This is a genomic window from Glaesserella parasuis (assembly GCF_002015085.1).
GTDB classification, from domain to species: domain Bacteria; phylum Pseudomonadota; class Gammaproteobacteria; order Enterobacterales; family Pasteurellaceae; genus Glaesserella; species Glaesserella parasuis.
Window position 1 is genome coordinate 63,029 of record NZ_MUXW01000033.1, and the last position, 23,331, is coordinate 86,359.

The following is a 23,331-nucleotide window of genomic DNA, read 5'->3' on the forward strand; positions in this document are numbered from 1 at the left end:
AAAAAAGAAAAGTTTTTTCTGGATAAAACTTTACCTGTGATACAGCGAGCTTAATTGTTTAGAATAAGTCTTTGGGAGATTTTTGTAGGGATGTTATTTTTAATTTGTTGTTTGGCGTAATCAATTGCATAGAAAAACGCTCGCTCACTTGCCCCACCATGGCTTTTTACAACCACGGACGATAAGCCGAGCAGTGTGGCACCGTTATGGCGATCAGGGTTGATCTGTTGTAGCTTTTTATAGTAACGATAAAAGATTAAACGTAGTAAATAACGTTTGGTATTGCGACAAAGATGTGAATCTTCCGTTGTTTTTTTAAAGAGTGAAAGGATATTTTTTGCCGCACCTTCAAGTGTTTTAAGTGCAACATTACCGCTAAATCCATCGCAGACAATTACATCAGCAAGATGATTCATTAATTTATCCCCTTCTAAGAAGCCAATGTAATTTAGATGATTACATTGTTTTAATTGCTGGTGAGCATCTCGAATTTGCTGTGTTCCTTTATGCTCTTCTGTTCCAATATTCAGCAACGCTAAACGTGGATAGACCAAATCCAACATCACTTCTGCAAACACATTGCCCATTTCCGCAAACTGAAGCAATAGTTCACTATCTGCTTCAACGTTTGCACCAAGATCTAACATCACACTTGAGTTGCCGTTAATTGTTGGAATCAAAGATGTTAATGCGGGACGATCAATGTTTGGCAAGGGTTCAATCAATTGTTTTGCCAGCCCCATTAGTACACCTGTATTTCCGCCACTTACACAGCCTTGAGCATTTCCATTTTCTACCGCTTCAATCGCTAAACGCATTGAACTGCCTTTACTTTGCCGAATCGCTTGCACAAAAGGCAAGTCTGCTTCGATCACTTTTGTTGTATGGACTAATTCGATACGTTGTTGAATATCGGGAGAAAGTTTATTGAGATAGGGGGATATTTCAGCTTGGTCTCCGAACAAGATGCAACTGAGTATTGGATGTTGAGCCAACGCAAGTGATAATGCGGGGATAGTAATACGGGGACCAAAGTCCCCGCCCATCGCATCTAACGCAAGAGTTAGATGAGTCAATTTAAACCTCTACGAGATCCAATTGATTATTTGATTTTACGACCACGGTAATAACCGTCAGCGGTAACGTGGTGACGTAAGTGGGTTTCGCCACGTGCATCTACAGATACTGCAGCTGTGGTTAATGCATCGTGTGAACGACGCATATCACGACGTGAACGAGATTTCTTATTTTGTTGAACAGCCATTGGCTATACTCCTACTAGATCTAGTTTTTCTTTAAATTAGCTAATATTGCGAAAGGATTTGGTTTCTTTGCCAGTTCTTCTGGTAATTCGCCAAAAACTAATTCGCTTTCGGACACTTCACAGTGTTCATCGGTATGCATCGGCACTAGGGGTAATGACAGAATGAATTCGTCTTCTATCATATCTAGCAAATTTATCTCACCAAAAGAATCAACTTCAATTGGTTCATAAATCTCGGGCAAATTGTCCGCCTGATCCATATTAGACACTGGACTGAAACAAAATGTGCAGTCGAGTGTTTGCGTAAATGGGTTACTACAACGTTGACAGTCTAGCTCCACATCAACTTTCGCACTGCCTTTAACCACTGTGAGTTTTTGCGGATCAACATATAACGATAAAGTAACTTGTGCATCGCCCAGCACTTGACCAACAGATTCACCCAAACGGCTAAGTAGGTTCGCAGAAATGTAGCCTTCGTAGTCCATTCGACGCTGAGCGTCTTTATATGGGTCAATAGTTAGGGGTAGTTTTACCTTTTGCATAGGGTGCGAATATTACAGATTTTGAAGCAACTAGTCAAAGAGAAAATCTGGATTTGTAAAAAATCCGTAGAATCATGCCGCTTATATGTATCTATTACATTATTTGGTGAAATTTAGTAGCAATCCCACCGCTTATATGTTAAAACGTTCGCCGTTTTTATTTAACTTACAAGAAGGAAATGCAAATGTTATTACAAGCAATTATTGAAGCGGCGTTCGAGCGTCGTGCTGAAATTACTCCAAAAACTGTTGATACACAAACTCGTGCGGCTGTCGAAGAAGTGATTAAAGGATTAGATAATGGTTCACTGCGTGTTGCAGAAAAAATTGATGGTGAATGGGTTGTTAATCAATGGGTGAAAAAAGCGGTTTTACTTTCATTCCGTATCAACGACAACGAAATCATTGATGGTGCAGAAACTAAATACTACGACAAAGTGCCGACCAAATACGGTAAATATAGCGAAGAGCAGTTCAAAGCAGATGGTATCCGTGCTGTTCCAGGTGCCGTTGTGCGTCAAGGTTCACACATCGAGAAAAACGTGGTGTTAATGCCATCATTTGTGAACATCGGTGCTTATGTTGGCGAAGGTACAATGGTGGATACTTGGGTAACGGTGGGTTCTTGCGCGCAAATCGGTAAAAACGTGCATTTATCAGGTGGCGTGGGTATCGGCGGTGTGTTAGAGCCGTTACAAGCTAACCCAACGATTATTGGTGATAACTGTTTTATTGGCGCACGTTCTGAAATCGTAGAAGGTGTGATTGTTGAAGATGGCTGTGTGATTTCAATGGGTGTGTTTATCGGTCAATCCACCAAAATTTATGATCGTGAAACGGGCGAAATCCATTACGGTCGTGTTCCTGCCGGTTCTGTGGTGGTTTCAGGTAGCCTTCCGTCAAAAGATGGTAAATATAACCTTTACTGTGCTGTCATCGTGAAAAAGGTAGATGAGAAAACCCGTGGTAAAGTGGGTATCAACGATTTATTACGTTCTATCGAAGAGTAATTGTTATTTTAGGGAGGTTCTACCTCCCTTTATTTATTGAAAATCCTATGAAACATATCTTTTTCGATCTTGATGGCACATTGCATAAGGAAGATATTGAATTCGCCTTTATGAGATTTTTGCTCAGAAAGCGTATTCTCAATTTACTGATTTTCTTGCCTATTTATCCGCTTGCATTAGTGATTTACGCCTTTTTTCCAACGGCAAGATGGAGTTTAAATATTCTAAACTTTCTTATTACCTTTGGTTGTTCAACATCTCAAATGGAGAAGTATCTTGTTGATTTCAAAGACTACTTTAGCCTAACGCCATTACCTCAGGTTCAACAAGCACTTAAACAACATCTTACTCAGCAAGATCAAATTTGGATTATCTCAGGTAGCCCTGTAGAGTTAATTTCCCATTTTTATGCCGATTTGCTTCAACAGCCGAATGTACATTTGATTGGCTCTAGCCTTGTTCATCAGTATGGTGCAATTTTGCTTAAAGAACGCTGTTTAGCGGAAAATAAGGTCAAAATGCTTGATGAACGTGTTCAGCCTGCTATTCAGTTTGACGTTGGTTATTCCGATAGTATGACGGATTTACCGATGTTTAAACGTTGCAAAAAGGCAATGTTGATTACTCAAGAAGGTAAAATTGTTCCTTTCAATATGTAGCAAGTGGTTAGATGAGAGCTGCTTTTTGCAAAGTGTCTTGCTCATTTACCCGCTTGCTATTTTTGCCCCTAATCCCTAGCTTTGCTATAATCTTGTGCAATTTTTAAATTAACGTATATCAATTATGGGATTATCTGAATCGATCTTAATCATTATTTTATTGGTCATCGCCAGTGCAATCATTTCTGCTGGGGAAATCTCTTTAGCCTCAGTGCGTAAACTTAAGTTACAGAATTTAATTAACGAGGGTAATGAGAAAGCACAGAAAGTATTGAAGTTTCAAGAAGAGCCTGGGCAATTTATTACAGTAGTTCAGATTGCTCAAAATGTGATTGCGGTGTTGGGCGGTATGTTCGGCGAGGGTTCGCTTACCCCTTATATTTATCGTTTTCTTTCTCAATACAGCCAAGTCGCTTGGCTAGAAACAGCGTCATCGTGGATTTCTTTTACGTTGGTGACAGTGGCGTTCATTATCTTTTCCGATTTAATACCAAAACGTTTGGCGATTGCAAACCCTGAAAAAGTGGCAATGAAAATGGTTAATTTAATGTCATTTAGCATTATTTTATTTAAGCCATTTGTGTTGTTACTTGATCCGCTTGCGAATGCTTTGTTTAGACTATTTCGTATTCCGACTGTTCGTGAAGAAACTATGACTTCTGATGATATTGTTGCTATTGTTGATGCAGGTGCGGAAGCGGGAGTGCTGAAAGCTCAAGAACATTATCTGATCGAAAATATTTTTGATATGCAACAGCGAACAGTGACTTCAACAATGACAATTCGTGAGCATATTGTTTTTCTTGATAAATCCTTTAATCGCCAGCAAATTATTGAAACACTGAAAGAAAATTCCCATTCCAAACTGATTATTACTGACGGCAGTTTGGATAAGATTTTAGGCTATGTCGAATCTCACACCTTATTGACGCTCTATTTACAAGAAGAAAACGTTAAATTGATCGATAGCCGTGTGTTACGCAAGGCATTGTTTATCCCTGATACTCTTTCGCTGTTTGAAGTGTTAGAACTGTTTAAATCATCGGGTGAAGATTTTGCGGTGATTATTAATGAATATGCGTTAGTCGTGGGGATTGTGACCTTAAATGATGTGATGAGTATTGTAATGGGCGAATTAGTATCTAATGAAGAAGAGCAGATTGTTCGCCGTGATGAAGACTCTTGGCTGGTTGATGGCTCAACACCGTTAGAAGATGTAATGCGAGCCTTAGATATTGAAGCCTTCCCAAATCAAGAAAACTACGAAACCATCAGCGGTTTTATGATGTATATGCTACGAAAAGTACCGAAAAAGACTGATTTTGTACTGTACGATAAATATAAGTTTGAAATTATTGATACGGAAAACTTCAAGATCGATCAACTGATGGTGTCGTTTAGAAAAGATCGAAAATCAGAGGAATAAAATGCTAACTATTTACCACAACCCAAAGTGCAGCAAATCTCGTGAAACACTTGCGATCATTCAAGCGGCAGGCATTGAACCGATAATCATAGAGTATCTCAACGTGCCTCTGGATATTACCGTAATTAAACGACTTATTACAGAAAGCGGATTATCTGTTCGAGAAGCCATTCGTACCGATGTAGAGGCTTATCAACAGATTACCCCAGAAATGAGTGACAACGATATTTTCGCCTTGATTGCCCAATATCCTAATCTACTAAACCGACCATTTGTAAGCGGTCAGAAAGGTACAAAACTTTGCAGACCGCCTGAGTTAGTGAACACCTTGTTATAAAAAGGAAAGTTATGAAAACCATCTTACTATTAAACGGCCCAAACCTAAATATGCTTGGAAAACGTGAACCGCATATCTACGGCTCACAAACCCTTTCTGACATTGAACAACATTTAAAACAACAAGCAGAAGCACAAGGCTTTGCGTTTGACTATTTTCAAGCAAATGGTGAAGAACCATTGATTAATCGCATTCATCAAGGCTTTCAAAAGGTTGATTTTATTATTATCAACCCAGGTGCATTTACTCACACCAGCGTCGCCTTGCGTGATGCCTTATTATCTGTCGCTATTCCTTTTATTGAGGTTCATCTATCCAACGTACATGCTCGTGAACCTTTCCGTCACCACTCTTATTTAAGCGATGTGGCAAAAGGGGGGATCTGTGGCTTAGGGGCAAAAGGTTACGATTATGCGTTAGATTATGCTATTCAATTTCTAAAGAGTGGGAAATAAATCCACTTTTTGTTGTCTGAAGTAAAAAAAGAAAACTGAACTGCTACGATCAGTAGCAAATTTGCTAACAAATTCGGCAAATTTATCAGATTTTCGTCGCAAATTAATAAAATTTCAGGTAATCTACGCAAAATTTTGCTCTATGTTCTTTGAACATAGAGTCTGTTTATTTTTACACTGAAATACGGATCTCACTATGGATATTCGCAAAATTAAAAAACTTATCGAGTTAGTTGAAGAATCAGGCATTACTGAATTAGAAGTGTCTGAAGAAGAAGGTACAGTACGTATCAGCCGTGCCGCCCCAGCAGTTGCGCCTGCGGCAGTACAATATGTTGCAGCACCGCAAGCTGCTCCAGCACCTATTGCAACCCCTGCACCAGCAGCTCAAACCGCACCTGCAGCAGCTCCAGCTCCGACAGCGGAAGTAGCTGGCCACGCTATTCTTTCACCAATGGTAGGGACATTCTACCGTAGCCCAAGCCCAGAAGCTGCACCATTTGTTGAAGTGGGTAAAACCGTGAAAGTGGGCGATACACTTTGTATTGTTGAAGCAATGAAAATGATGAACCGTATCGAGTCAGACAAAGCAGGGGTAATCAAAGCAATCCTTGTAAACGATGGCGAAGCGGTTGAATTTGATCAAAAACTCTTCATTATTGAATAATTCATTTCTTACAAGCGGTCAGATTGTTGCAACATTTTGCAAACAAGTGACCGCTTGTTCAACTAAGGACATTGTCTTATGTTAAAAAAAGTTGTCATTGCAAACCGTGGCGAAATTGCATTGCGTATTCTGCGTGCGTGCCGTGAACTTGGCATTAAGACGGTTGCTGTTCACTCAACGGCAGACCGTGAGTTGAAACACGTTCTCCTTGCGGATGAAACAGTGTGTATCGGTCCTGCGCCATCGACAAAAAGTTACTTAAATATTCCTGCGATTATTGCCGCTGCAGAAGTAACTGGTGCTGATGCGATTCACCCTGGTTATGGTTTCTTATCTGAAAATGCAAACTTCGCAGAACAAGTAGAAAATTCAGGCTTTATCTTTATTGGTCCAACAGCAGATGTAATTCGTTTAATGGGCGATAAAGTTTCTGCAATTAATGCGATGAAAAAAGCAGGCGTACCTTGTGTACCTGGCTCTGGTGGTCCTATCGGTAATGATGTCGCCAAAAATAAAGAAATTGCACAGAAGATTGGTTATCCAGTGATCATTAAAGCATCTGGTGGCGGCGGTGGCCGTGGTATGCGTGTGGTTCATCACGAAAAAGATTTGGAAGAATCTATTGCTATGACCAAAGCAGAAGCGAAAGCAGCCTTTAATAACGATATGGTTTATATGGAAAAATACCTTGAAAATCCACGCCATATCGAAATCCAAGTGCTTGCAGATACACACGGCAATGCGGTTTATTTAGCAGAGCGTGATTGCTCTATGCAACGTCGCCATCAAAAAGTGGTGGAAGAAGCTCCAGCACCAGGCATTACCCCTGAATTACGTCAATTTATCGGTGAACGTTGTGCGAATGCGTGCCGTGAAATCGGCTATCGTGGTGCAGGTACATTTGAATTTTTATTTGAAAATGGCGAGTTTTATTTTATTGAAATGAATACCCGTTTACAAGTGGAACACCCTGTGACAGAAATGATTACAGGTATTGACCTTGTAAAAGAACAGCTTCGTGTTGCTGCAGGTTTACCAATCTCAGTTAAACAAGAAGATATTAAAGTACGTGGTCACGCGATTGAATGCCGTATTAATGCGGAAGACCCAAGTACATTCTTACCATCACCGGGTAAAATCACCCGTTTACACGTTCCAGGTGGATTAGGTGTTCGTTGGGATTCTCACATTTATGCGGGCTATTCTGTTCCACCGCATTATGATTCAATGATTGGTAAATTGATTACCTTTGCTGAAAATCGTGATATTGCAATTCGTCGTATGGAAAATGCATTGTCAGAAACGATCGTGGAAGGAATTAAAACCAATATCCCACTTCATAAACAGATTCTTTCTGATGAAAACTTCTGCAAGGGTGGAACGAATATCCACTATCTTGAGAAGAAATTGGGTTTAAAATAATGATATAGTAGAAAACATATCTGCTACTATGTCAAAATAGATACAATAAAGCCCTACCTTACGGTAGGGCCTGAGAAAAGATGTAATTATAAACTTTCAGTGAAAGTACGAGTAATAACATCACGTTGTTGTTCTGGTGTTAATGAGTTAAAACGAACTGCATAACCAGAAACACGGATAGTTAATTGTGGATATTTCTCAGGGTTTTTCACTGCATCTTCTAATGTTTCACGACGTAATACGTTTACGTTTAAGTGCTGACCACCCTCAACTTTAATGGTTGGTGCAACATTAACTGGGACTTCACGGTATGAAACTTGACCTAATTCGCTGATTGCAACGATTTGGTCTTCTTGGAAATCACCTTTAGCTACTAAGCAACGTGCTTCATTTTTCTCTTCATCTAATAACCAGAAAGAGTTTAATAAGTTTTTGTTGGTAGATTCAGTGATTTGTACACCTTTGATCATTTTTAGCTCCTAGTATGTTGGGTAAATTATAAAAAAAGTTTAAAATTTCAAAAAATTTTGAGCATTTTAACTTTAACCCTTTAAAAAGCGAGAAAAATTTAAGCATTTTTATCAAAAAAACTGATAGTGGCTTAAAAAATAGACAGGAATTAACAGTTCATTTTAATTTTTAACAATTTAATAATAGGATAGAATATGAACAGTTGGACTGATGCTATTGGGGAAGAAAAAACACAACCCTATTTTCAACATATTTTGCAATATGTACATCAAGAACGTTTAGTTGGAAAAGTAATTTACCCACCTCAAAATGAAGTGTTTAGTGCTTTTGCTTTAACTGAATTCAAAGATGTGAAGGTAGTTATTTTAGGGCAAGACCCTTATCACGGCCCCAATCAGGCACACGGTTTATCTTTTTCAGTAAAACCAGGAATTGTTCCGCCTCCCTCGCTGGTTAATATGTACAAAGAATTATCCCAAGATGTTGGGTTTCAAATACCATCACACGGCTATCTCATTGAGTGGGCAAAACAAGGGGTGCTATTGTTAAATACGGTTCTCACCGTTGAGCAAGGAAAAGCACATTCACACGCCAATATCGGTTGGGAAACCTTTACTGATAAGGTGATCCATCAACTCAATCTACATCGTGAAAATCTGGTATTTTTGCTTTGGGGAAGCCATGCTCAGAAAAAAGGGCAATTTATTGATCGTTCTCGTCATTGCGTTCTCACAGCCCCTCACCCATCACCGCTCTCTGCACATCGTGGCTTTTTAGGCTGTCGCCATTTTTCAAAAACCAATGATTACCTTCGTTCTCACGGAGTCGAAGAAATTAATTGGCAGCTGCCATTATAAGTAACATGCTAGGAATATCTAAGAGATTTCCTAACTTATATTGTTGATTTGGACTGGCTCAATAATTTCACTTGGATAGCAACCCAATACTTTTAAGAAACTCGTCACTGTTTCAAGTTCTTTCAAGGCATTTTGGGTATTTTCATTGTGAATATTGGCATCTAATTCCACATAGAACATCTCTTCCCATGGTTTACCATAAATAGGTCGAGATTCAAGTTTAATCATACGAATGCCGTGTTGCTTGAACACCATCAACGCATCAACCAAAGCACCCGCTTGTTGAGTCGTCGTCATTAATAACAAGGTTTTGGTCTGTACTTGTGGCGAAACATTGATAGTTTTTTTAGACACTACAATAAAGCGAGTAATATTGTTTTCTTGATTCGCAATACCACTTTTTAACACGCTTAAACCGTACAATTTCCCGCCATCTTCATTACCTAACGCAACGCAATTTGGTTTATTTAAACGAGCCACTAACTGCATAGCGTGAGAACTACTTTCACAGTATTTGATATGCACTTTATCTAAACTATGAATAAATTGGCTACATTGTTGTGCAGGTTGTGGGTGGGTATAAATGGTATCCACTTGGGCAAAATCAGCATTGTTTGTTCCTAAAACACAGTGTTTAATAGGATAAGCTAATTCGCCTACAAGGGTTAAGTCTGTATGTTGCAACAAATCATAAACTTCATTGATAGAACCTGATGTGGTATTTTCTAACGGCAACACGCCATAATCGGCTTCATCTTGCTGAACTTTTTCAAAAACTGAATCGAAAGATTCGCAACTGAGTTCCACTAAAGAAGCCGTGCTGTTTTTCATAAACTGGCGAGAAGCAAGATGAGAATAAGAGCCACGCATACCTAAGAATGCAATGGTGGCATTTTCTTGATTCTGATTCAGTTTATTTTGCAAGTAATGTTGCTGTGTTAAGACAGAGTCTTCAATGATACGTTGGAAAATTTGCGTTACATATTGTGGGTCAAGTTGATAATTTTCCGCTTGAGCAAAACTAACCAATTCTTGTAACAGCTGTTTTTCACGTTCGATATCTCGTAGAGGCTTTTTCGTGATCTCTTTGCTTCTCACTACATCGAACGCAAGTCGATGACGCTCCGATAATAATTTCAATAAGTTGCGGTCAATTTGAGTGATTTGTTGTCGAATATCCGATAAATCTAAAGACATTGCGTTTTCCTAAGCGGTCGGTTGTGTCTAATTTTTTGCAGTTTGCATTTGCAGTTTGTATAAAACTGAAATTTTAACGGCTTCCCCCATAAATCACAATAAACTAATGAAAATAATCGCTAAAATGGTAAGATGTCGCACTTTTATCAAATAAAGAGGAAATCGAATGTCAAACCCACTTTTAAACAACACAGGTTTACCTAAATTCTCTCAAATTCAACCTGAACACGTTGTGCCTGCTATTGAGCAGTTAATTCAACAATGCCGTGATACGATTGAACAAGTTTCTCAAATTGATACACCAACGTGGGAAAACTTCTACCTACCGCAAGCAATCACAGGGGATAAACTCTCTCGTGCGTGGTCGCCTGTTGGGCATCTCAATTCAGTAAAAAATAGCTCTGAACTGCGTGAAGCTTATCAAGCGTGTTTGCCGATGTTATCCGAATACAGCACTTGGGTTGGGCAACATCAAGGTTTATATCAAGGCTATGTCAAACTGAAAAATAGCCCTGAGTTTGCCACTTATTCACTCGCTCAGAAAAAAGCGATTGAAAACAGCTTGCGTGATTTTGAGTTATCAGGGATCTCATTGCCAGCGGATAAACAAAAACGCTATGGCGAAATTTCTGCTCGTTTATCTGAACTCAGCTCACAATTTAGCAACAATGTCCTTGATGCGACAATGGGTTGGGATATTGTGATTGATGATGACGCAGATCTGAAAGGCTTGCCAGAGTCGGCACTTGAAGGGGCGAAACTTTCAGCACAAAGTAAAGAGAAATCAGGCTACCGCTTTACCCTTGAGTTTCCAAGCTATTTGCCTGTGATGACCTATTGTGAAAACCGTGAGCTTCGCCAGAAAATGTATGAAGCTTATAACACACGAGCGTCAGATCAAGGTCCAAATGCAGGTAAATGGGATAACTCTGCAATTATGGCGGAAACCCTTGAGTTACGCTTAGAGTTAGCTAAATTACTAGGTTTTGAAAGCTATGTCGAGCTTTCCCTTGCAACCAAAATGGCGGAAAACCCAACGCAAGTGGTTGATTTCTTGGAAGGTTTAGCAAATCGTTCTAAAGAGCAAGGCAAAAAAGAGTTAGCTGAGCTAAAAGCCTTTGCAAAAGAGAGCTATGGCGTAAGCGAATTACAACCGTGGGATATTGCGTTTTATAGTGAAAAACAGAAACAAGCCTTATATGCGATCAACGATGAAGAGTTGCGCCTTTATTTCCCTGAAGAACGTGTGCTTTCGGGGTTATTTGAACTGGTGAAACGCATTTTTGGTATGCGGGTGGAGGAGCAGAAAGAATTTGATAGCTATCACGAGAATGTCCGTTTTTTCAATATTTTCGATGAAACTGACCGCTTGCGTGGCTCATTCTATTTGGATCTATATGCCCGTGAAAATAAACGTGGCGGTGCTTGGATGGACGATTGTATCAATCAAAAACGTCTAGCGGACGGTTCATTACAAAAACCTGTTGCCTACTTAACCTGTAACTTCAATAAACCGATTGGCGATAAACCAGCTCTGTTTACACACGATGAAGTTACTACGCTGTTCCACGAGTTTGGGCATGGTATTCACCATATGCTGACCGAAATTGATGTGGGTGACGTTTCAGGGATTAACGGCGTGCCGTGGGACGCAGTTGAGCTACCAAGTCAACTCCTTGAAAACTGGTGCTGGGAAGAAGATGCCCTTGCCTTTATTTCAGGACATTACCAAACAGGCGAGCCACTACCAAAAGAGAAATTGACCCAGTTGCTGAAAGCGAAAAACTTCCAAGCAGCAATGTTTGTGTTACGCCAGTTAGAATTTGGCTTATTCGATTTCCGCTTACATATGAGCGAGCCGAAAGAAAATATTGTGTTAGATACGCTAAAAGCGGTCAAAGCACAGGTTGCAGTGGTGGAATTACCGACTTTCGTGCGTACCCCACACAGCTTTTCCCACATCTTCGCAGGAGGCTATGCCGCAGGCTATTACAGTTACTTATGGGCAGAAGTGTTATCAGCAGATGCCTTTGCACGCTTTGAAGAGGAAGGTATTTTTAATTGTGAGGTTGGGCAGTCTTTCCTAGATAATATCTTAACCCGTGGAGGTTCAGAAGAGCCGATGGTCTTGTTTGAACGCTTCCGTGGTCGCAAACCTACGTTAGATGCGTTGTTAAGACATAAGGGGATTGCTCGTTAAGAGGATAAGACTTGGTAGCATAATACATTAAAGAAAAGAGCTGGCTTGTATGCATTAATTTGAAAATTGTTGAATATAAATCATATATTCCAAGTGATTCAATCAACGTTGATAATCAGGGCAACCGCATATGTTGTCCTGGCATTCTAATAAAATTCAGTTGATCTTATTACGCTAATTGCGATATAATCTGCAACCTATTTGCATAGGGTAAATAGGTTCGTCCCGAAAGGGTGTTTTTTATTTTAACGGAGCACTAATATGATCCAAGAACAGACTATGCTGGATGTTGCTGATAACTCAGGGGCTCGTAGCGTAATGTGTATCAAGGTTCTAGGTGGATCGCACCGTCGTTACGCTGCTATCGGCGATATCATCAAAGTTACTGTGAAAGAAGCAATTCCACGCGGTAAAGTTAAAAAAGGTGATGTGTTAAAAGCAGTTGTTGTGCGCACCAAGAAGGGTGTTCGTCGCCCAGATGGCGCAGTTATTCGTTTCGATGGCAATGCTTGTGTAATTTTAAACAATAACACTGAGCAACCAATCGGTACTCGTATTTTTGGACCTGTGACGCGTGAACTTCGTTCTGAGAAGTTTATGAAGATCATTTCTTTAGCTCCAGAAGTACTATAAGGGGAGAATGTAATGGCTGCAAAAATCCGTCAAAACGATGAAGTAATTGTTCTTGCTGGTAAAGACAAGGGCAAACGTGGTAAGGTAACTAAAGTGTTACCAAACGGTAAAGTGGTTGTTGAGGGTATCAACATTATCACTAAACACGAAAAACCAGTTCCTGCTTTAGGCAAAGCTGGCGGTTTAGTGAAGAAAGAAGCTGCGATTGATGCGTCAAACGTTGCGATTTTCAACCCAGAAACAAACAAAGCTGACCGTGTAGGATTTAGATTCGAAGATGGCAAAAAAGTCCGTTTCTTCAAATCTAACGAGAAAACAATTTAATTAACTGGAGTAATGCGATGGCGAAACTGCATGATTACTACAGAGATACAGTAGTTAATGAATTAAAAGCAAAATTCAACTACTCATCTGTCATGCAAGTCCCACGAATCGAAAAGATAACCCTGAATATGGGTGTGGGTGAAGCATTGACCGACAAAAAACTGTTAGACAACGCAGTAGCAGATTTAACAGCAATCAGCGGTCAAAAACCTTTAATTACTAAAGCACGCAAATCTGTTGCAGGCTTTAAAATCCGTCAGGGATATCCAATCGGATGCAAAGTAACCCTACGTGGTGAACGTATGTGGGAATTCTTTGAAAGATTGATTACTATCGCTGTTCCACGTATCCGTGACTTCCGCGGTTTAAACGCGAAATCATTCGACGGTCGTGGTAATTACAGTATGGGTGTTCGTGAACAAATCATTTTCCCTGAAATCGACTACGATAAAGTAGATCGTGTTCGTGGTCTAGATATTACTATTACCACTACAGCGAAAACTGATGAAGAAGGTCAAGCTTTATTAGCGGCTTTCAATTTCCCATTCCGTAAATAAGGTAGGTTATCGTGGCAAAACAATCAATGATTGCACGTGACGTAAAACGTGCGAAATTAGCTGATAAATTCTACGCTAAACGTGAAGAATTAAAGAAAATTATTTCTGATGTAAATTCTTCAGACGAAGATCGTTGGGCAGCAGTGTTAAAATTACAAACACTTCCACGCGATTCTAGTCCAATCCGTCAGCGTAACCGTTGCCGCCAAACTGGTCGTCCACACGGTGTACTTCGTAAGTTTGGTTTAAGCCGTATTAAGGTGCGTGAAGCTGCAATGCGCGGTGAAATTCCAGGCCTTAAGAAAGCAAGCTGGTAATAACCTCTTTTAATTTGGAATCATGGGAGTAAATACATGAGCATGCAAGATCCAATCGCAGATATGCTGACCCGTATTCGTAACGGTCAAGCTGCGAATAAAGTTGCAATCAGTATGCCTTCATCTAAGTTAAAAGTTGCTATTGCAAGCGTTTTAGCTGAAGAAGGTTATGTTGAGAGCTTCAAAGTTGTTGAAGGTTCAAAACCTGAATTGGAAATCACTTTAAAATATTTCCAAAACAAACCAGTTGTAGAAAGTATCCAACGCGTAAGCCGTCCAGGTCTTCGTATTTATAAACGTAAAGACGAGTTACCAAAAGTAATGGGTGGTTTAGGTATCGCAGTGGTTTCTACATCTAAAGGTGTAATGACCGACCGTGCTGCGCGTCAAGCGGGTCTCGGCGGTGAAATTATCTGTTACGTAGCATAATAGTGAGGTAGGAAAAATGTCTCGTGTTGCAAAAGCACCTGTCGCTGTTCCTGCCGGCGTTCAAGTTACTTTGAATGGTCAGCTATTAACAGTAAAAGGTAAAAATGGCGAGTTATCTCGCGAAATTCACAATGCAGTTGAAGTAAAATACGAAGCTGATACTTTAACATTCGCTCCAAAAGCGGGTATCGTTAATGCAGATGCGCAAGCAGGTACAGCTCGTGCCCTCGTTAATGCAATGGTTATCGGTGTTACTGAAGGCTTTACTAAGAAATTGCAATTAGTGGGTGTTGGTTACAGAGCTCAAATGAAAGGCAACACTGTTGCATTAAATTTAGGTTTCTCACACCCGGTTGAACATGAGTTGCCAGCAGGTGTAACTGGTGAATGTCCATCACAAACTGAGATTATTCTTAAGTCTGCGGACAAACAGTTAATCGGTCAAGTGGCAGCTGATATTCGTGCATACCGCAAACCAGAGCCTTATAAAGGTAAAGGTGTACGTTACGCTGATGAAGTTGTGCGTATTAAAGAAGCGAAGAAAAAGTAAAGTAAGGTAACACTATGGATAAGAAAGTAGCTCGTATCCGTCGTGCAAGCCGTGCACGTCATTTAATGAGAGAGCAAGGTGCAACACGTTTAGTTGTGCATCGCACACCTCGCCATATCTATGCGCAGGTGATTGCACCGAATGGCTCAGAAGTTTTAGCAGCAGCTTCAACTGTTGAGAAAGTAATTAAAGAGCAAGTTAAATATACTGGTAATAAAGAAGCGGCAGCAGTCGTTGGTAAAATCGTTGCTGAACGTGCTTTAGAAAAAGGTATTAAAGCAGTTGCATTTGACCGTTCTGGTTTCAAATACCACGGTCGTGTGCAATCATTAGCAGATGCTGCTCGTGAAGCTGGTCTTCAGTTCTAATAGAGGAATTTGAGATGTCAAACATCGAAAAACAAGCTGGTGAACTGCAGGAAAAGCTAATCGCGGTTAACCGTGTATCTAAAACCGTAAAAGGTGGTCGTATTATGAGTTTCACTGCTTTAACAGTGGTGGGCGATGGTAACGGTCGTGTAGGTTTTGGTTACGGTAAAGCTCGTGAAGTTCCGGCAGCAATCCAAAAAGCGATGGAAAAAGCTCGTCGCAATATGGTTAATGTAGCGTTAAACGAAGGTACATTACAACACCCTGTTAAAGGTTCTCACACTGGTTCACGCGTGTTTATGCAACCAGCTAGCGAAGGTACAGGTATCATCGCAGGTGGTGCAATGCGTGCAGTATTAGAAGTTGCAGGTGTTCACAACGTACTTTCTAAAGCGTACGGTTCAACTAACCCAATTAACGTTGTTCGTGCAACAATTGATGCACTAGCAAATATGAAATCACCAGAAATGGTTGCTGCAAAACGTGGCAAAACCGTTGAAGAAATTTTGGGGTAATTGAATATGGCTAAAACTATTAAAGTAACTCAAACTCGTAGCTCTATCGCTCGTTTACCGAAGCATAAAGCAACGTTGAAAGGCTTAGGTCTTCGTCATATTCGTCATACCGTAGAGTTAGAAGATACTCCAGCAGTACGCGGTATGATCAATCAAGTTTCATATATGGTTAAAGTGGAGGAATAATAGAATGCGTTTAAATTCTCTTTCTCCAGCTGAAGGTGCTAAACACAGTGCAAAACGTTTAGGTCGCGGTATTGGTTCTGGTTTAGGTAAAACTGGTGGTCGTGGTCATAAAGGTCAAAAATCTCGTACAGGCGGCGGTGTTCGTCGTGGTTTCGAGGGTGGTCAAATGCCTTTATACCGTCGTTTACCAAAATTTGGTTTTACTTCTCTTAAAGCATTACACGTAGCTGAAATCCGTTTAAGTGACTTAGCAAAAGTAGATGGTAATGTTGTTACTTTAGATGCGTTAAAAGCAGCAAACGTAATCACAAAAGATATTTTATCTGCAAAAGTAATCCTTTCAGGTAAAGTGGAAAAAGCAGTAGTGGTTAAAGGCTTAGGCGTAACTAAAGGTGCAAAAGCTGCTATCGAAGCTGCTGGTGGTTCTATCGAGGAATAATAAATGGCTAAACAACCAGGATATCAAGGTAATACCCAAAAAGGGACTGGTGAATTAAAATCACGATTATTGTTTGTTTTAGGTGCTTTAATCGTTTTCCGTATCGGTTCTTTTATTCCTGTTCCTGGTATTGATGCTTCTGTATTATCCGAGCTAGTACGACAACAGCAAGGCACCATCATTGATATGTTCAATATGTTCTCTGGTGGTGCTTTAAGTAGAGCTTCTATATTTGCGTTAGGGATCATGCCCTATATTTCAGCGTCAATTATTATTCAATTATTGACAGCAGTACACCCAGCACTTGCCGAGTTGAAAAAAGAAGGTGAAGCAGGGCGTCGTAAAATTAGCAAATATACACGTTATGCTACGTTGTTATTAGCATTTATTCAGTCTATTGGTATTTCATTAGCCCTACCGAATATGCTAGCTGGATTAGTTCCTAATCCAAATATGCTGTTCTATGTAACTTCTGTAATTAGTTTAGTAACAGGTACTATGTTCCTGATGTGGTTAGGTGAGCAAATCACTGAACGTGGCATTGGCAATGGTATTTCGTTAATTATTTTTGCAGGGATTGTTGCTGATCTTCCATCAGTAATCGGGCAAACTATTGAACAATCTCGCCAAGGTGAGATTTCATTATTAGTGTTATTACTAATAGCTGTAGTTGCATTTGCTGTAACATATTTTGTTGTCTTCGTGGAACGTGGACAAAGAAGAATTGTTGTAAACTATGCAAGTCGCCAGCAGGGAAGAATGATGGCACCTGCAAGACAATCTCATTTACCATTAAAAGTAAATATGGCTGGTGTAATCCCAGCAATCTTCGCTTCAAGTATTATTTTATTCCCAGCAACCATTGCACAATGGTTCGGAACAAGTGAAGGTTTTGAATGGTTATTTGATTTATCACAGTTGTTACAACCAGGTCAGCCACTCTATATTGTATTATTTACAATGGCTGTAATCTTCTTTGCATTCTTTTATACAGGAATGCAATATAATCCTCGTGATACAGCGGATAATTTGAAAAAATCAGGTGCGTTTGTACCAGGTTATCGACCAGGCGAGCAAACATCTCGTTATATCGATAAAGTAATGACACGTTTAACCTTAATTGGTGCGTTATATATTACCTTTGTTTGTTTGGTTCCTTATATCATAACATCATTATGGAAAGTATCTTTCCAATTAGGCGGTACTTCATTATTGATCGTTGTGGTTGTTATTATGGATTTCATCGCACAGGTTCAAAGTCATCTAATGTCTTTACAGTATGACTCTGTGTTGAAGAAAGCCAATTTGAAAGGCTTAGGGCAATAAGCCCTTAGATCAAAAGGATAAGCAATGAAAGTTCGTGCTTCAGTTAAAAGAATGTGTCGTAACTGCAAAGTTGTTAAACGTGAAGGTGTTGTACGCGTAATTTGTAGCGACCCTAAACATAAACAACGTCAAGGTTAATTGACATTATTTCTTGCAAAGAACCTGCTGAGCAGTTATACTGCTCAGCTCATTTCGTCCTGATATGCTGTTTGAGTATCCTGAAACGGGCTTTTCAAGGTCAGTATATCAATAATTTTAGTTAAATAGGAGTGCATAGTGGCCCGTATTGCAGGCATTAACATTCCTGATCAAAAACACACCGTAATCGCACTGACTGCTATTTATGGCATCGGTAAAACTCGTGCAAAAGCGATCTGCGCTGCAACGGGTATTGCTGAAGATGTGAAGATCAGAGAATTGTCTGAAGAGCAGATTGAAAAACTGCGTGAAGAAGTTGGTAAATTTACTGTCGAAGGTGATTTACGTCGTGAAGTAACTTTAAGCATCAAACGTCTTTTAGACCTAGGTTGCTACCGTGGTTTACGTCATCGTCGTAGTTTACCAGTACGTGGTCAACGTACTAAGACTAATGCGCGTACTCGTAAGGGTCCACGCAAACCGATCAAAAAATAATCGGAGTAGATAAATAATGGCTAAAACACCAGTTCGTGCACGTAAACGTGTAAAAAAACAGATCGTAGATGGCGTAGCTCATATCCACGCATCTTTCAATAATACAATCGTAACCATTACTGACCGTCAAGGTAATGCTCTAGCTTGGGCAACTGCGGGTGGTTCAGGTTTCCGTGGTTCTCGTAAATCAACTCCATTCGCTGCTCAAGTTGCTGCAGAGCGTTGTGCAGAAATGGTTAAAGAGTTTGGTTTAAAGAATTTAGAAGTTATGGTTAAAGGTCCGGGTCCAGGTCGTGAATCAACAATCCGTGCATTAAACGCAGCGGGTTTCCGTATCACGAACATTACAGATGTGACTCCGATTCCACATAACGGTTGTCGTCCACCGAAAAAACGTCGTGTGTAATTGACGTTAGGATAATTGGAGAAAGAAAATGGCAAGATATTTGGGTCCAAAACTCAAGCTAAGCCGTCGTGAAGGTACCGATTTATTCCTTAAATCAGGTGTTCGCGCGATCGAGTCAAAATGTAAAATTGATACAGCACCAGGTCAACACGGTGCTCGCAAGCCTCGTTTATCTGACTATGGTAGTCAGTTACGCGAGAAACAAAAAGTTCGCCGTATCTATGGTATTTTAGAACGTCAGTTCCGTAACTACTATAAAGAAGCTAACCGTTTAAAAGGCAATACCGGTGAGAACTTATTAGTATTGTTAGAAGGTCGTTTAGACAACGTTGTTTACCGTATGGGTTTTGCAGCTACTCGTGCTGAAGCACGTCAGTTAGTAAGCCACAAATCTATCGTGGTAAATGGTCGTGTTGTAAACATTCCTTCATACCAAGTTTCTGTTGATGATGTGATTGCTGTTCGTGAGAAATCTAAAAAACAAGCACGTATCAAAGCATCATTAGAGTTAGCTACTCAACGTGAAAAACCAACTTGGTTAGAAGTTGATGCAACTAAAATGGAAGGCGTATTTAAACGTACTCCTGAGCGTTCTGATCTATCAGCAGATATTAATGAACATCTGATCGTTGAGCTTTACTCTAAATAATAGTTAAGCTTAAAAGCAAAGAGAGGATAAAATGCAGGGTTCTGTAACAGAATTTTTAAAGCCACACTTAGTGAATATTGAACAAATTAGTTCAACTCACGCAAAAGTGACCTTAGAGCCGTTAGAACGTGGTTTCGGCCACACTTTAGGTAACGCACTTCGTCGCATTTTACTTTCATCTATGCCTGGTTGTGCAGTTACAGAAGTAGAAATTGATGGTGTATTACACGAATACAGCAGCAAAGAAGGCGTACAAGAAGATATTCTTGAGGTATTGTTAAACCTTAAAGGTCTAGCGGTAAAAGTGCAAAATAAAGATGATATTATTTTGACACTCACTAAATCTGGGATTGGCCCTGTAACTGCAGCAGACATTACTCACGATGGTGATGTTGAAATTGTGAATCCAGATCACGTTATTTGTAACTTAACGGATAAAAACGCATCAATTAGTATGCGTATCCGTGTACAACGTGGTCGTGGTTATGTCCCAGCATCTGCTCGTGTACATACACAAGACGACGATCGTCCAATCGGTCGCTTATTAGTCGATGCTCGTTTTAGCCCAGTAGATCGCATTGCTTACAATGTTGAAGCTGCTCGTGTTGAACAACGCACAGACTTAGATAAGCTCGTTATCGAGATGGAAACTAACGGAACATTAGATCCAGAAGAAGCCATCCGCCGTGCTGCAACGATTTTAGCAGAGCAACTCGCTGCATTCGTTGATTTGCGTGATGTTCGTCAGCCAGAAGTGAAAGAAGAGAAACCGGAATTTGATCCAATTCTTCTTCGTCCAGTAGATGACTTAGAGCTGACAGTTCGTTCTGCTAACTGTTTGAAAGCAGAGACAATTCACTATATCGGTGATTTAGTACAACGTACAGAAGTTGAGTTATTAAAAACACCTAATCTTGGTAAGAAATCACTTACTGAAATTAAAGATGTTCTCGCTTCTCGTGGCTTATCACTCGGTATGCGCCTTGAGAATTGGCCTCCAGCAAGTATTGCTGAAGACTAATTTTAGGTTTAGATTTTCTTAGAAGGAATAAGGTTATGCGCCATCGTAAGAGTGGACGTCAACTAAACCGTAACAGCAGCCATCGTCAGGCGTTGTTCCGTAATTTAGCAAGTGCATTAGTTAGTCACGAAATCATCAAGACAACATTGCCAAAAGCAAAAGAATTACGTCGTGTAGTTGAACCATTAATTACTTTAGCAAAAGTAGATAGCGTTGCTAATCGTCGTTTAGCTTTTGCTCGTACTCGCAACATCGAAACCGTTGCTAAATTATTCAATGAATTAGGTCCACGTTTTGCAAACCGTGCGGGTGGTTATACTCGTATCTTAAAATGTGGTTTCCGTGCAGGTGACAACGCGCCAATGGCTTACATTGAGTTAGTTGATCGTCCTGAAGTTGCAGCTGAACAAGCAGCAGAATAATTCTACATTGACTTAAAAAGCCCGATAGATTTATCGGGCTTTTGTTTTTCAAAATTCTTCTCATATCTCACCGTTTGTTACCATCTTTTATCAAAATTTTAAATAATGCTAGCATTATTTAGTTCATTACTTGCGTAATGAACTAAAATCATCTCTGCCAAAACATTTAGCATTACTATGAAGGTATATTTATGATTAAAGAACAGATGAAAAACGGTATGTTTGCTTATAAAGGGTTAAGTGGAACTTACTACCAGTATGATTTAAGCAATCCTGTTGATAAGCAGCTTTACGAAACAGATATTGCCGCTCAAACAAGGGATAAACTTTCTCTCAATCTCTATCGTCAGTTAGAAAATGGTGGAGGTGTTTATGAAAATTTGTAAATATCTCAAAATGCCCACTTATTTTTTATCAATGTTTTTCACAATGTTGATTACTATTACAGTTGTTTCTACAACAGCTTATGCAGAAACCAAAATGGTGGAAGTTTATACCAAGTTTTCTGATCAACAATTGATTGATATTGTGAAGAAAAAATATCCAACAGTTAAGTTGATTGAAAAAGGAAGGATCAGAATTACCAGTGACTCTGGGCTAAAACTGATAATTTTTAATGAGCGTGACAATGGCTCTTTATCTTTTAAGATGTATTTTGACGGTGATAATACTTCATTGAAAAGCGTCAATAAATGGAATGCGACAAAAAGATTTTTCACTGCTTATATTGTTGAAGATTATGGTCTTGTTTTACAAGATGATCTGGATGTAGAGGAGGGTATTAGTGAGGCTTACTTATTGAATACTTTAGCTAGAATCTTTATAGGTGCTTATATGTTTATGTCTGATATGACAAAAGAATAGTAAACACTTTTTTATACATAAGCTCGAGTAAATACTTGAGCTTGTGTTTTATGAGCGGTCAGAATAATTTAACATTTTGCAAATTGATATATTATTTCATTTTAATAAACACTCTTTTCACTTTCCCCTACTTTATTTCTCTTCATATTCGGATAAACTAATGCGTAGTTATTCAATCGTATTTTCGATCTTCGGAGTTTTTAATGAAAAATGTATTAGTGATCAAATCAAGTATCCTTGCCGATAATTCCACTTCAAATAAATTAGTTGATTACCTTAAATCTAAAATTTCAGCGAACGTGACTGAACACGATTTCGGGGTAAATCCACTTCCTTATTATGATTTAAATGCAGCATCAGGCACGCGCGGTGAACCACAAAATGATGCTCAACGTGAAGCTCTGGATTTATCTAACAAATTGATTGGTGAGGTGAATAACAGTGATGTACTTGTATTCGCTGTGCCAATGTACAACTTAGGTATTCCTGCTCAACTTAAAACCTATATTGATTACTTAAACCGTGCAGGTGTGACTTTCCGCTATACAGCGAATGGTCCTGAAGGCTTAATCAAAGGCAAAAAAGCAGTGGTAGTGCTTGCTCACGGTGGTATTTATAAAGATGGTCCTGCGGACTTAGCCAAAATGTATATGCAAACGGTATTAAACTTTATTGGTATTACTGATGTTGAGTTTGTGTATGCAGAAGGTATCGGTTATGGTCCTGAAGTTGCGGCTAAAGCTGTTGAAGCGGCTAAGGTTGAACTGGATCGTATTGTGCAAATGTTTTAGCAACAAATTTGTCTACTATACCCCAATGAAGCCGTTTTTATAAGAAAAGTCTATTACTCCTAAAATAGCATAGTATACAAAATGGCCACTAAAAAATGGCTTAAAACCTTATATTACGGGCTTTAAGCCACTTTTTTGAATTATGAACCCAAAAAATGTCATTTTTGCCACAGTAGCGACATTCGCAAACATGGTATAAGAAATAATATTCAACGCTATAAATGTAATGCTTGTAATAAAACATTTACCCTTAAAAAGAAATTAAATCCACCACTATCACGTGATTTAAATATTAGATACACCGACGCAAATGTGCCATTTTCATATGGTAGCTATTGTGATGAGAGCATTAAGAAAAAAACATCAATCTATAGCTGGAAAAGAATTAAAA

At 39.5% G+C, this 23,331-nt stretch carries 35 protein-coding genes; 30 read left to right on the forward strand and 5 right to left on the reverse strand.

The features are described 5' to 3' along the window. Window positions 1–50: 50 nt before the first annotated feature. The 3 genes from plsX to yceD are packed head-to-tail and all read right to left on the reverse strand — an operon-like array spanning window position 51 to window position 1,809. Complete coding sequence (gene plsX, locus B0183_RS08425; protein ID WP_005711066.1) at window positions 51–1,076, reverse strand: phosphate acyltransferase PlsX; 1,026 nt, start codon at window positions 1,074–1,076, stop codon at window positions 51–53. Window positions 1,077–1,102: 26 nt separating this feature from the next. Then, window positions 1,103–1,264 carry a 50S ribosomal protein L32 gene (rpmF, locus tag B0183_RS08430; RefSeq protein WP_005711065.1) on the reverse strand — a complete coding sequence of 54 codons (162 nt, stop codon included), beginning with the start codon at window positions 1,262–1,264 and terminating at the stop codon, window positions 1,103–1,105. A 20-nt stretch (window positions 1,265–1,284) separates the two neighbouring features. Beyond that, a complete protein-coding gene (gene yceD, locus B0183_RS08435; RefSeq protein ID WP_016527467.1) occupies window positions 1,285–1,809 on the reverse strand; it encodes a 23S rRNA accumulation protein YceD in 525 nt (174 codons plus the stop codon). A 185-nt stretch (window positions 1,810–1,994) separates the two neighbouring features. Between yceD and dapD the strand changes: the two genes are divergently transcribed. The 7 genes from dapD to accC all read left to right on the forward strand — a co-directional run bounded on the left by dapD (window position 1,995) and on the right by accC (window position 7,785). Next, a complete protein-coding gene (gene dapD / locus B0183_RS08440; RefSeq protein WP_078208651.1) occupies window positions 1,995–2,819 on the forward strand; it encodes a 2,3,4,5-tetrahydropyridine-2,6-dicarboxylate N-succinyltransferase in 825 nt (274 codons plus the stop codon). Between the two features lie 47 nt (window positions 2,820–2,866). Then, a complete protein-coding gene (locus tag B0183_RS08445) occupies window positions 2,867–3,478 on the forward strand; it encodes a haloacid dehalogenase-like hydrolase (protein WP_078208652.1) in 612 nt (203 codons plus the stop codon). Between the two features lie 124 nt (window positions 3,479–3,602). After that, the gene (paeA, locus tag B0183_RS08450) at window positions 3,603–4,904 is read left to right on the forward strand and encodes a polyamine export protein PaeA (protein ID WP_021112791.1); all 1,302 of its coding nucleotides are present in this window, start codon (window positions 3,603–3,605) and stop codon (window positions 4,902–4,904) included. 1 nt (window position 4,905) lies between these two features. Beyond that, window positions 4,906–5,241 carry an arsenate reductase (glutaredoxin) gene (gene arsC / locus B0183_RS08455; protein ID WP_021111191.1) on the forward strand — a complete coding sequence of 112 codons (336 nt, stop codon included), beginning with the start codon at window positions 4,906–4,908 and terminating at the stop codon, window positions 5,239–5,241. Window positions 5,242–5,252: 11 nt separating this feature from the next. Then, window positions 5,253–5,696, forward strand: coding sequence for a type II 3-dehydroquinate dehydratase (gene aroQ / locus B0183_RS08460; protein ID WP_021112778.1), 444 nt, complete (start codon window positions 5,253–5,255; stop codon window positions 5,694–5,696). Window positions 5,697–5,892: 196 nt separating this feature from the next. Next, window positions 5,893–6,363 carry an acetyl-CoA carboxylase biotin carboxyl carrier protein gene (gene accB / locus B0183_RS08465; RefSeq protein WP_021111188.1) on the forward strand — a complete coding sequence of 157 codons (471 nt, stop codon included), beginning with the start codon at window positions 5,893–5,895 and terminating at the stop codon, window positions 6,361–6,363. Between the two features lie 78 nt (window positions 6,364–6,441). Next, the gene (gene accC / locus B0183_RS08470) at window positions 6,442–7,785 is read left to right on the forward strand and encodes an acetyl-CoA carboxylase biotin carboxylase subunit (protein WP_021111186.1); all 1,344 of its coding nucleotides are present in this window, start codon (window positions 6,442–6,444) and stop codon (window positions 7,783–7,785) included. 86 nt (window positions 7,786–7,871) lie between these two features. Here the strand turns inward: accC and grcA are convergent, their stop codons facing one another. Next, entirely contained in the window at window positions 7,872–8,255 is a 384-nt protein-coding gene (gene grcA / locus B0183_RS08475; protein WP_015939701.1) for an autonomous glycyl radical cofactor GrcA, read from the reverse strand. A 195-nt stretch (window positions 8,256–8,450) separates the two neighbouring features. Between grcA and ung the strand changes: the two genes are divergently transcribed. After that, the gene (ung, locus tag B0183_RS08480; RefSeq protein WP_005711048.1) at window positions 8,451–9,113 is read left to right on the forward strand and encodes a uracil-DNA glycosylase; all 663 of its coding nucleotides are present in this window, start codon (window positions 8,451–8,453) and stop codon (window positions 9,111–9,113) included. Window positions 9,114–9,143: 30 nt separating this feature from the next. On the opposite strand, the gene B0183_RS08485 is transcribed toward ung, so the two are convergent. Then, window positions 9,144–10,310 carry a chorismate mutase gene (locus tag B0183_RS08485; RefSeq protein ID WP_021116239.1) on the reverse strand — a complete coding sequence of 389 codons (1,167 nt, stop codon included), beginning with the start codon at window positions 10,308–10,310 and terminating at the stop codon, window positions 9,144–9,146. Window positions 10,311–10,476: 166 nt separating this feature from the next. Between B0183_RS08485 and prlC the strand changes: the two genes are divergently transcribed. From prlC to B0183_RS13210, 22 genes are all read left to right on the forward strand, one after another. Next, window positions 10,477–12,510 carry an oligopeptidase A gene (prlC, locus tag B0183_RS08490; protein ID WP_078208653.1) on the forward strand — a complete coding sequence of 678 codons (2,034 nt, stop codon included), beginning with the start codon at window positions 10,477–10,479 and terminating at the stop codon, window positions 12,508–12,510. Between the two features lie 261 nt (window positions 12,511–12,771). After that, window positions 12,772–13,143, forward strand: a complete 372-nt coding sequence (gene rplN, locus B0183_RS08495) for a 50S ribosomal protein L14 (RefSeq protein ID WP_005711998.1) — start codon at window positions 12,772–12,774, stop codon at window positions 13,141–13,143. 12 nt (window positions 13,144–13,155) lie between these two features. After that, entirely contained in the window at window positions 13,156–13,467 is a 312-nt protein-coding gene (gene rplX, locus B0183_RS08500) for a 50S ribosomal protein L24 (RefSeq protein ID WP_005711996.1), read from the forward strand. A gap of 17 nt (window positions 13,468–13,484) precedes the next feature. Continuing rightward, on the forward strand, window positions 13,485–14,024 hold the full coding sequence (rplE, locus tag B0183_RS08505) for a 50S ribosomal protein L5 (protein WP_005711994.1): 540 nt from the start codon (window positions 13,485–13,487) through the stop codon (window positions 14,022–14,024). Window positions 14,025–14,035: 11 nt separating this feature from the next. Continuing rightward, window positions 14,036–14,341, forward strand: coding sequence for a 30S ribosomal protein S14 (rpsN, locus tag B0183_RS08510; RefSeq protein WP_005708075.1), 306 nt, complete (start codon window positions 14,036–14,038; stop codon window positions 14,339–14,341). Between the two features lie 36 nt (window positions 14,342–14,377). Beyond that, a complete protein-coding gene (gene rpsH / locus B0183_RS08515; RefSeq protein ID WP_005705955.1) occupies window positions 14,378–14,770 on the forward strand; it encodes a 30S ribosomal protein S8 in 393 nt (130 codons plus the stop codon). 16 nt (window positions 14,771–14,786) lie between these two features. Then, window positions 14,787–15,320: a 50S ribosomal protein L6 gene (gene rplF, locus B0183_RS08520; protein WP_021112780.1), complete on the forward strand. Its 534-nt coding sequence runs from the start codon at window positions 14,787–14,789 to the stop codon at window positions 15,318–15,320. A 14-nt stretch (window positions 15,321–15,334) separates the two neighbouring features. Further along, on the forward strand, window positions 15,335–15,688 hold the full coding sequence (rplR, locus tag B0183_RS08525; protein WP_005711987.1) for a 50S ribosomal protein L18: 354 nt from the start codon (window positions 15,335–15,337) through the stop codon (window positions 15,686–15,688). 14 nt (window positions 15,689–15,702) lie between these two features. Beyond that, a complete protein-coding gene (gene rpsE, locus B0183_RS08530; protein WP_005711985.1) occupies window positions 15,703–16,203 on the forward strand; it encodes a 30S ribosomal protein S5 in 501 nt (166 codons plus the stop codon). Window positions 16,204–16,209: 6 nt separating this feature from the next. Continuing rightward, window positions 16,210–16,389, forward strand: coding sequence for a 50S ribosomal protein L30 (gene rpmD, locus B0183_RS08535; RefSeq protein WP_005711983.1), 180 nt, complete (start codon window positions 16,210–16,212; stop codon window positions 16,387–16,389). A gap of 4 nt (window positions 16,390–16,393) precedes the next feature. Continuing rightward, window positions 16,394–16,828, forward strand: coding sequence for a 50S ribosomal protein L15 (gene rplO, locus B0183_RS08540; RefSeq protein WP_010787026.1), 435 nt, complete (start codon window positions 16,394–16,396; stop codon window positions 16,826–16,828). A 3-nt stretch (window positions 16,829–16,831) separates the two neighbouring features. Next, window positions 16,832–18,154 (forward strand): preprotein translocase subunit SecY, encoded by a 1,323-nt coding sequence (gene secY, locus B0183_RS08545; protein ID WP_005711980.1) that lies wholly within the window; start codon window positions 16,832–16,834, stop codon window positions 18,152–18,154. A 24-nt stretch (window positions 18,155–18,178) separates the two neighbouring features. Next, window positions 18,179–18,292 (forward strand): 50S ribosomal protein L36, encoded by a 114-nt coding sequence (gene rpmJ / locus B0183_RS08550; protein ID WP_005705974.1) that lies wholly within the window; start codon window positions 18,179–18,181, stop codon window positions 18,290–18,292. 138 nt (window positions 18,293–18,430) lie between these two features. Beyond that, the gene (gene rpsM / locus B0183_RS08555) at window positions 18,431–18,787 is read left to right on the forward strand and encodes a 30S ribosomal protein S13 (RefSeq protein WP_005599322.1); all 357 of its coding nucleotides are present in this window, start codon (window positions 18,431–18,433) and stop codon (window positions 18,785–18,787) included. Between the two features lie 16 nt (window positions 18,788–18,803). Further along, window positions 18,804–19,193, forward strand: a complete 390-nt coding sequence (rpsK, locus tag B0183_RS08560) for a 30S ribosomal protein S11 (RefSeq protein ID WP_005711978.1) — start codon at window positions 18,804–18,806, stop codon at window positions 19,191–19,193. Between the two features lie 28 nt (window positions 19,194–19,221). After that, the gene (gene rpsD / locus B0183_RS08565; protein ID WP_005711975.1) at window positions 19,222–19,842 is read left to right on the forward strand and encodes a 30S ribosomal protein S4; all 621 of its coding nucleotides are present in this window, start codon (window positions 19,222–19,224) and stop codon (window positions 19,840–19,842) included. A gap of 31 nt (window positions 19,843–19,873) precedes the next feature. Continuing rightward, window positions 19,874–20,863, forward strand: a complete 990-nt coding sequence (locus B0183_RS08570) for a DNA-directed RNA polymerase subunit alpha (protein WP_005711973.1) — start codon at window positions 19,874–19,876, stop codon at window positions 20,861–20,863. A 35-nt stretch (window positions 20,864–20,898) separates the two neighbouring features. Then, entirely contained in the window at window positions 20,899–21,285 is a 387-nt protein-coding gene (gene rplQ / locus B0183_RS08575; RefSeq protein WP_005711970.1) for a 50S ribosomal protein L17, read from the forward strand. A 191-nt stretch (window positions 21,286–21,476) separates the two neighbouring features. Continuing rightward, window positions 21,477–21,671 carry a hypothetical protein gene (locus tag B0183_RS08580; RefSeq protein ID WP_016528526.1) on the forward strand — a complete coding sequence of 65 codons (195 nt, stop codon included), beginning with the start codon at window positions 21,477–21,479 and terminating at the stop codon, window positions 21,669–21,671. Further along, a complete protein-coding gene (locus tag B0183_RS08585) occupies window positions 21,658–22,149 on the forward strand; it encodes a YbjN domain-containing protein (RefSeq protein WP_021112814.1) in 492 nt (163 codons plus the stop codon). Before B0183_RS08580 ends, B0183_RS08585 begins: the two co-directional genes overlap by 14 nt. A gap of 203 nt (window positions 22,150–22,352) precedes the next feature. Continuing rightward, complete coding sequence (locus B0183_RS08590; RefSeq protein WP_021112808.1) at window positions 22,353–22,940, forward strand: FMN-dependent NADH-azoreductase; 588 nt, start codon at window positions 22,353–22,355, stop codon at window positions 22,938–22,940. Window positions 22,941–23,075: 135 nt separating this feature from the next. Then, window positions 23,076–23,331: IS1/IS1595 family N-terminal zinc-binding domain-containing protein (locus tag B0183_RS13210; RefSeq protein WP_207552015.1), on the forward strand; the 256-nt coding region annotated here is incomplete at its 3' end.